Source organism: bacterium, assembly GCA_022616075.1.
GTDB lineage: Bacteria > Acidobacteriota > HRBIN11 > JAKEFK01 > JAKEFK01 > JAKEFK01.
In genome coordinates this window covers 1-7,495 of the sequence record JAKEFK010000174.1, presented here as the reverse complement: position 1 = coordinate 7,495, position 7,495 = coordinate 1, and the positions used below count along the sequence as shown (strand labels likewise).

10 protein-coding genes are annotated in these 7,495 nt (G+C 49.0%); 1 reads left to right on the top strand and 9 read right to left on the bottom strand.

Annotated elements, in window-relative coordinates; translation table 11 throughout:
• Window positions 1-585, top strand: a 585-nt coding sequence (locus tag L0156_13800) for a dienelactone hydrolase family protein (protein ID MCI0604070.1), incomplete at its 5' end; no start/stop codon positions are given.
• Between the two features lie 60 nt (window positions 586-645).
• Here the strand turns inward: L0156_13800 and L0156_13795 are convergent.
• The 9 genes from L0156_13795 to rpmF all read right to left on the bottom strand — a co-directional run bounded on the left by L0156_13795 (window position 646) and on the right by rpmF (window position 7,480).
• Complete coding sequence (locus L0156_13795; GenBank protein MCI0604069.1) at window positions 646-1,191, bottom strand: DUF502 domain-containing protein; 546 nt, start codon at window positions 1,189-1,191, stop codon at window positions 646-648.
• Window positions 1,192-1,207: 16 nt separating this feature from the next.
• Window positions 1,208-2,191: an electron transfer flavoprotein subunit alpha/FixB family protein gene (locus L0156_13790; protein ID MCI0604068.1), complete on the bottom strand. Its 984-nt coding sequence runs from the start codon at window positions 2,189-2,191 to the stop codon at window positions 1,208-1,210.
• 11 nt (window positions 2,192-2,202) lie between these two features.
• Window positions 2,203-2,991, bottom strand: coding sequence for an electron transfer flavoprotein subunit beta/FixA family protein (locus L0156_13785; protein ID MCI0604067.1), 789 nt, complete (start codon window positions 2,989-2,991; stop codon window positions 2,203-2,205).
• A 36-nt stretch (window positions 2,992-3,027) separates the two neighbouring features.
• Window positions 3,028-4,239, bottom strand: a complete 1,212-nt coding sequence (fabF, locus tag L0156_13780; protein MCI0604066.1) for a beta-ketoacyl-ACP synthase II — start codon at window positions 4,237-4,239, stop codon at window positions 3,028-3,030.
• Between the two features lie 42 nt (window positions 4,240-4,281).
• On the bottom strand, window positions 4,282-4,512 hold the full coding sequence (locus L0156_13775; GenBank protein ID MCI0604065.1) for an acyl carrier protein: 231 nt from the start codon (window positions 4,510-4,512) through the stop codon (window positions 4,282-4,284).
• 113 nt (window positions 4,513-4,625) lie between these two features.
• Window positions 4,626-5,363, bottom strand: coding sequence for a 3-oxoacyl-[acyl-carrier-protein] reductase (gene fabG / locus L0156_13770; protein ID MCI0604064.1), 738 nt, complete (start codon window positions 5,361-5,363; stop codon window positions 4,626-4,628).
• 2 nt (window positions 5,364-5,365) lie between these two features.
• The gene (gene fabD, locus L0156_13765) at window positions 5,366-6,298 is read right to left on the bottom strand and encodes an ACP S-malonyltransferase (protein ID MCI0604063.1); all 933 of its coding nucleotides are present in this window, start codon (window positions 6,296-6,298) and stop codon (window positions 5,366-5,368) included.
• A gap of 4 nt (window positions 6,299-6,302) precedes the next feature.
• Window positions 6,303-7,289 carry a phosphate acyltransferase PlsX gene (plsX, locus tag L0156_13760; protein ID MCI0604062.1) on the bottom strand — a complete coding sequence of 329 codons (987 nt, stop codon included), beginning with the start codon at window positions 7,287-7,289 and terminating at the stop codon, window positions 6,303-6,305.
• A gap of 5 nt (window positions 7,290-7,294) precedes the next feature.
• Window positions 7,295-7,480, bottom strand: a complete 186-nt coding sequence (rpmF, locus tag L0156_13755) for a 50S ribosomal protein L32 (GenBank protein ID MCI0604061.1) — start codon at window positions 7,478-7,480, stop codon at window positions 7,295-7,297.
• Window positions 7,481-7,495: the final 15 nt, after the last annotated feature.

Genomic DNA, 7,495 nt, shown 5'->3' with positions numbered 1-7,495 from the left:
ATTCAGGAATGGTGGGGATTAAACGATCACGTCAAAGACATTTGTGACCGTTTCGCAGCTGAAGGATTTGCAGCATTTGCCCCGGATATTTATCAAGGCAAATTGGCGACTTCCCCGGATGAAGCCGGTAAATTGATGATGGCTCTCAACATAGGAGAGGCAGAAAAAATTCTCAATGGCGCCATTCAAACTCTTCTTTCTAATCCATCTTGTACAAGCAAATCCGTTGGCGTTGTTGGATTCTGCATGGGCGGTCAACTCGCGATGTACGCTGCTGCTACCAATCCGGATCAGGTCTCCGCATGCGTGAATTTCTATGGGATCCATCCAAACGTAAAACCACCCTATGCCAGGATGAAGGCCGTTGTGCTGGGACTGTTCGCTGAAAATGATTCTTCCGTAAATGCAGACGCGGTTGAGAAATTGCGAAAGGAACTGAGCGGAGCTGGAAAATCCTTCGAGTTCCACACATATAAGAATGTCGGACATGCTTTCTTTAATAATACGCGTCCTGTTTATGATCAAGAGTCTGCGAGGGATGCCTGGCGCCGCACACTCGAATTTTTACGCCGACATGTCAAGTAAAAAGTAGCGCGTACGTTCCGTCTGCGCAGTTTCGCAGGCGAGACGCCCGCGGTACATTGTTTATGATTCAGTGATCCCGCCCGAAACGATGAATGCCATCAACTTTGAACTATCCGTATCCATCGGAGTAACCTGAGCGCGGGGATAAACAAGGACATTACCGGCAAAGTTAAAGGACTGTGGAAAATACACCGCAACCTGATCCTTCAAGTGAAAATGTTCCAGCGATTCGCGCGTCATAAATCCAAATGCCTTCACTCCACTTCCTGGAAAGACTTCTACAACCACCGGCTTATCGAAGCGGCGGCGCTCCCCTACAAATGCCGTAAGCACATCCTTTAGAGAAGAGTGGAGCAATCTGACAAAGGGAAGACGTGTAAGGATTTTGTCCAGTAACTGAAAGATAGACTTCGTCAAAAAGTTGGAAGTCAGAAATCCCAGAAGAGTTACGCCGATGATTGTGATCAGAAAACCCACGCCCGGATAGGGGAGTCCTAACAATCCATCGATGAAAATGAAAGCTTTGTAAAAGACATAAGCCGTGATGCCAATCGGCGCTAAAAAGATCAACCCCTGAAAGAAATAATTTGAAAGTTTTCTAATCATGGAATTTCGCGCCGCGTTATGCTTCACTTTTGAGTTTCTTTACTTCCTCTGTGAGCAGCGGCAAAACCTGAAACACATCACCCACAATACCGTAATCCGCAATTTTGAAAATAGGTGCGTCGGGATCCTTGTTGATCGCAACGATGTATTTTGAGGAAGACATTCCGGCAAGATGTTGAATTGCTCCGGAGATTCCGCATGCAATGTAAAGAACAGGGGAGACAACTTTGCCCGTTTGTCCTACTTGAAACTGATGCTCGACCCATCCCGCATCCACAACAGCGCGGGAAGCTCCCATGGCTGCGCCTAAAGCCCTGGCCAGGTCCCGCACCAGGTGAAAGTTTTCCGGTCCTTTCAATCCTCGACCGCCGGACACAACGATTTCTGCCTCGGAAAGTTCCACCGTTTCACTTACCGCTTTCTCTGTTTCGATCACGCGAGCTTTGATTTCATCCTGTTGGATAGGAACAGCAAGTTTTGCAGTTTCCGGACTGGCCGAAGAATCAGGTTGCGCCGCGGCGAACACATTTGGTCTCAAAGATATGAAAACAGGAGAATCTCCTTTTGACTGAACTTCTGCGTAGGCTTTTCCGGAATAAACAGGACGCCGTGCATTCCATCCATTCTGCCAATCCAGACCGACGATGTCAGCCAACACGCTGGTCTGGAACTTCGCTGCAGTGCGCGCTACAACTTCTTTTCCCATTGCAGTCGCAGACACAAAGACTGTGTGCGCGTTTTCCTGGCGAACTGCTTCCGCCAGCGCCGCCGCATAGCTTTGATTCGAATAACTCGCGAACAGAGCATCGTCGGCCAGCAAAACCTTATCTGGTTTGTACTGCGATACCCTGGCTGAGGCCGCATCTGAGGGTGATCCCACAACCAGTGCCGCAACCTTCCAGCTCTGTTTATCCGCCCACCTGCGCGCTTCAGAAACCGCTTCCAGCGAAGATTTTCTGGCTGTCCCTTCCCGAACTTCTACAAATACTACTATTTCCATCGTTACTACTCCTAAATAACCTTCGCTTCTTCGTGCAACATTTTAACCAGCTGCGTTACGGCTTCTTGCGGATCCCCTTGAAGGATTTTTCCTGCCTGGCGGCCGGGCGGCAGAGATAGGGAATTCAAAACAACTTTGGATCCTTGAACACCGACTTCTTCCGGATTCAGGCCAAGCGATGCGGCATTGAGCACTTCGAGCGGTTTTTTCTTCGCCGCCATGATTCCTTTTAGGCTTGGATACCTTGGCTCATTCAAACCCTTTTCCGCAGCAAGCGCCGCCGGCAGGGAACAGTCGACATGTTCCGTGGCTCCTTCAATTTCACGGTGGACAACCGCCTTACCGTCTTGGATTTCGAGCTTTGCAATTTGTGTGACCAGCGGAAGGTTTAGCAATTCTGCCACCATGGCAGGCACCTGTGATTGATCCATCCCTACTCCCATTTTGCCGAAAAACAAAATATCGTAAGGCCGGTTCTTTACGGATGCCGCAACAATCTTAGCGATCGCAAACGCATCGCTTCCAATAAATGCAGGATCGAGCAGATGAACTGCGTCGTCCGCCCCCATTGCCAAGGCATTTCGAAGCGAGGTGGCAGCGCGTTCGGAACCCGCGCTGATCACGGTTACTTTTCCTGCTCCTTTGGCTTCTTTGATTTTTAACGCTTCTTCCAGCGCAAATTCATCATAAGGCGAAATAATCCAGGTTACATCTGATTCGTCGATGCTTTTGCCATCTGCGGCAATCTTGATTCTCGTAGCCGTATCCGGCACCTGCTTAATGAAAACAATAATGTTCATCTTTGCTCCGTCTTGGCGTTCTTGGCGACTTGGCGGTTAATCTTCAGAGTAGCGTTTGAATAACAATGCGCCGTTTGTCCCGCCGAAACCGAATGAATTCGACAGGGCATACCGTATATTCATCGGCCGGCTACGATGGGGCACGTAATCCAGATCGCATTCGGCATCCGGGTTGTCCAGATTGATCGTTGGGGGCGCGACCTGATGTTTTAACGCCAGGGCCATGATGGCGCCTTCGAGACCACCCGCCGCTCCCAGTAAGTGACCCGTCATTGATTTGGTTGAACTCACAGCAAGCTTGTACGCGTGATCGCCGAAAACTTTTTTGATAGCGAGTGATTCCGCTTTGTCGTTAAACGGAGTGGAGGTCCCGTGCGCATTGATGTAGTCAACTTCCTGAGGGTTGATACCGGCGTCTTTCAGGGTCACCTCCATAACCCTGATGGCTCCTTCGCCATCTTCGGAAGGTGCGGTAATGTGGTAGGCATCGCTGGTCATTCCGTAACCGACAATTTCACAATAGATTTTTGCATTTCGGCTTTTTGCGCTTTCCAGCGATTCCAGAATAAGGATCCCTGAGCCTTCTCCCATCACAAAACCATCACGATCTTTGTCGAAAGGGCGGCTTGCCCGTTCCGGTTCTTCATTGCGCGTTGAGAGCGCGCGCATCGCGCAAAAACCGCCAATACCCAGGGGTGTGATGCAGCCTTCGGATCCTCCGGCAATCATTACATCTGCGTCGCCCCGTTGAATGATCTTGAAAGAATCTCCAATCGCATGAGCTCCCGTGGTGCATGCCGTGCAGGTCGCGGAATTCGGGCCCTTCGCGCCGGTTCGAATGGAGACCCATCCTGAAGCGAGATTGACAATGGATGCAGGAATGAAAAATGGTGAAATCTTTCGCGGGCCGCCTTGCATAAGCGCCGTATGAGTGGCTTCAATTACACCGAATCCTCCGATTCCCGAGCCAATATAGACGCCGACTCTTGCGGCATTGCCGGAATCGATTTTGAGACCTGAATCCTGCACCGCAAAATCGGAGGCAGCGATAGCATAATGGATAAAAAGATCCATTTTCTTGATTTCTTTTTTGGGTATCCAATTGGCAGGATCAAAGTTTTTTACTTCGCCCGCGATTCTGGTGGGATATTCGGTTGTATCAAACCTTGTTATTTGACCGATTCCGCTTTTGCCTTCTATTAAACCATTCCAGTTTTCCGGGGTACCGATTCCAATCGGAGAAACCATTCCGATCCCGGTTACAACGACTCTACGTGCCAAAACAACCCCCTACACGTGAGCTTCTATATATTTGATGGCTTCCCCTACCGTACGAATTTTGTCGGCATCTTCGTCGGGTATTACTATTCCGAACTCTTCTTCAAAAGCCATAACAAGCTCAACCGTGTCCAGTGAGTCCGCTCCAAGATCCTCTATGAATGATGCTTCCTCTGTTACTTCTTCTGCGTCCACTCCCAGCTGTTCCGTAACAATGCTTTTGACTTTTTCGGCAATTTCCATCTTTTCAACCTCCGTATATTTTCACCGCAGAGATCGAGAACACAGAGAGAAAAAGAGTTTCTTTTCTCTGCGCCCTCTGCGCTCTCTGCGGTGAAATGGAAAAGCATTTCATATTACATTTGCAAGCCGCCGTCAATAGCGAAGACCTGCCCGGTGATGTAATCGGATGCTGAGGATAGCAGAAATAGAACCAGGGCAGCAACCTCTTCTACTTTTCCGAAACGTCCTAAAGGAATTAATTCCAGATATTGTTTCTTCAGTTCCTCGGGAAGCATTTGCGTCATTTCCGTTTCGATCATACCTGGCGCAATTGTGTTCACGCAAATATTCCGTTTGCCCATTTCTTTTGCGAGGGATTTTGTAAACCCGATCATGCCTGCCTTCGAAGCGGAGTAATTTGTCTGGCCGGGATTTCCTGTAATTCCTGCAATGGAGCTGATGTTTACAATTTTTCCGTAACGTTGCTTCATCATGGAACGCAGAACTGCTTTGCTGCAGTAAAACGTTCCATACAAATTTGTTTGGAGCACCTGGTCCCATTCTTCCGGCTTCATCGTCAGCAGAAGATTATCTCTTGTGATTCCTGCATTGTTTACAAGAAAATCGATGCGGGAAAAGTCCTGCAGGACTTTCTTCATGGCTTCATCGACTTCCACTTGCCGCGCGACATCCACGCGATAGGCTTCTGCCTTTCGACCCAGCTCCGAGATACGCTGTTTTGTCTTTTGCAACAAGTCCTCGTTTCTTCCCCACAAAGCGACATCCGAACCATTTTTAGCCGCTGCAATCGCAATCGCTTCCCCGATTCCCCGCGTTGCGCCGGTCACTACTGTCACGCGATTCGTTAACATAGTCAGCTCTGGTATTTTGCGCGGAGTTGTTCGTAGTCTTCGAGGTTTTCCACATTGTAAACCTGAACATCGCGCGAGATTTTTTTGACCAGACCGGTAAGTACTTTGCCGGGACCCACTTCGACAAATGTATTCACACCTTCTTTTAGAAGAACATCAATGGTCTGCATCCACAGAACCGGATTCGGGATCTGTCTTATGAGCGCATCCCGCACTTCCTCACCGGTCTTTATGAATGCCGCATCGACATTGGTAACAAGGGGAAATTTCAAGGGATGAAAAATTTGTGCTTTCAGGAGAGGAAGCAGATTATCCTGCGCCGGTTTCATCAAAGCACAATGAAATGGCGCGCTGACCGCGAGCGGAATCGTGCGCTTTATATTAAAACGTGGCGCGGCTTCTGCCGCTCTCTTTATCGCTTCTGCGTGTCCCGCAATGACGATCTGGCCGGGCGAGTTGAAATTTGCAGGCGATAAAATCAAGCCTTGAGCAGCCTCGTCGCACAGCGCTTGTACTTGTTCCGGTTCAGCGCCCAGAACAGCAAGCATTGCGCCCTGACCCACGGCCACAGCTTCCTGCATGAATTTTCCGCGGTTGCGCACCAGCTTTACTGCATCGGAAAATCGAAAAGCCCCGGCAACGACGCCGGCTGTGTATTCACCCAAACTATGTCCTGCAACAAACGCAGGGCGGATCACTTCATGTAATAAAGACCAGATCGCAATCGAGACCGTTAGGACTGCAGGCTGTGTGTTTGCAGTTAACTGCAGTTCCTCTGACGGACCTTCGAAGCATAACTTACTGATCGGCTCGTTTAACGCGCGATCCGCTTCTTCGAAAACTCCGCGCGCCCTCGGATAACGGTCATAGAAATCCCGGCCCATGCCAACATTCTGGGATCCCTGGCCCGGAAAAATTACTGCAATTTTGTTCATATTTTTAAATCTTGGCGTTCTTGGCGCCTTGGCGGTTCAATTCTTTTTGTATTCTTTCATTAACATTATGCCTGCAGAATTCCATCGCCACCCGGATCGCATTTTTAATTGCTTTAGAAGTGGATCTTCCGTGGCAAACAAAACTGGGAACTCTCGCGCCCAGCAAAGGCGCTCCTCCATATTCAGAATAATCAAAGTATTTTGTTAGTAACCTTCCCAGAGAACTATCCATTTGAGGCTGCAATATATGAAATATGGTTTCCACCAGGCTTTCACTGACTTTCAAAGCCACGTTACCGACAAAACCATCGCATACTACAACATCGGCGCGTCCTTTAAAAACATCATGACCATCCACATTCCCTATAAAATGCATATCAGACTTCTTCAGGAGCTGAAAAGTTTCCTTTGTTAGATCATTTCCTTTGACTTCTTCTTCTCCGATGCTCAACAGTCCTATACGGGGGGATTCCACATTCAAAATTTCCTGCGCGTAGACAGAACCCATCAGTGCAAATTCCACCAGATGGTGCGGTTTGCATTCGACATTTGCCCCGACATCGAGAACAATTGTCTTGCCATCTGGATGAGGAAACAATGCGGCCAACGGTAGGCGGTCTATTCCAGGGAGCGATCCGACATTCACCTTCACCATAGCATACATAGCGCCGGTATTTCCTGCGCTAACGATGCTTCCAGCCTCTCCCCTGGAACCCAAATCCACTGCAACCCGCATCGAAGAATTCTTTTTCTTTCGAACGGCAGATGTGGCCTGCTCATCCATGCCTACAACTTCAGTGGCGTCCACCACTTCGATCCGGTTCGCAGGAACTTGATGCTTGTCCAGCTCCGCTTTTAGTTGATTTTCAATTCCAACCAGCAAAACCTGAACATCGAACTCGGAAACGGCCTGGACAGCTCCCGAAACGATGTTCTGCGGAGCGTAATCCCCGCCCATTCCATCTACTGAGATGCGGATCCGCTCAGACATGCGATTTACTCAGTGGATTTCTGCGCGACGTACTCCCGTCCTTCAAAATGACCGCAATGAGGACATATTTGATGTGCTAGTTTCAACTCATGACAATGAGAACATTCCGACATCCTTGGCTGTTGCAAAGCGTCATGAGTGCGACGTTTCCGGCCACGCGATTTCGAATGTCTCCGTTTTGGATTCGGCATAATTCAAACTCCTTT

Coding starts and splice junctions, on each gene's coding strand:
- L0156_13795 (MCI0604069.1), bottom strand. CDS start 1,191: ATGATTAGAAAACTTTCAAATTATTTCTTTCAGGGGTTGATCTTTTTA.
- L0156_13790 (MCI0604068.1), bottom strand. CDS start 2,191: ATGGAAATAGTAGTATTTGTAGAAGTTCGGGAAGGGACAGCCAGAAAA.
- L0156_13785 (MCI0604067.1), bottom strand. CDS start 2,991: ATGAACATTATTGTTTTCATTAAGCAGGTGCCGGATACGGCTACGAGA.
- fabF (MCI0604066.1), bottom strand. CDS start 4,239: ATGGTTTCTCCGATTGGAATCGGTACCCCGGAAAACTGGAATGGTTTA.
- L0156_13775 (MCI0604065.1), bottom strand. CDS start 4,512: ATGGAAATTGCCGAAAAAGTCAAAAGCATTGTTACGGAACAGCTGGGA.
- fabG (MCI0604064.1), bottom strand. CDS start 5,363: ATGTTAACGAATCGCGTGACAGTAGTGACCGGCGCAACGCGGGGAATC.
- fabD (MCI0604063.1), bottom strand. CDS start 6,298: ATGAACAAAATTGCAGTAATTTTTCCGGGCCAGGGATCCCAGAATGTT.
- plsX (MCI0604062.1), bottom strand. CDS start 7,289: ATGTCTGAGCGGATCCGCATCTCAGTAGATGGAATGGGCGGGGATTAC.
- rpmF (MCI0604061.1), bottom strand. CDS start 7,480: ATGCCGAATCCAAAACGGAGACATTCGAAATCGCGTGGCCGGAAACGT.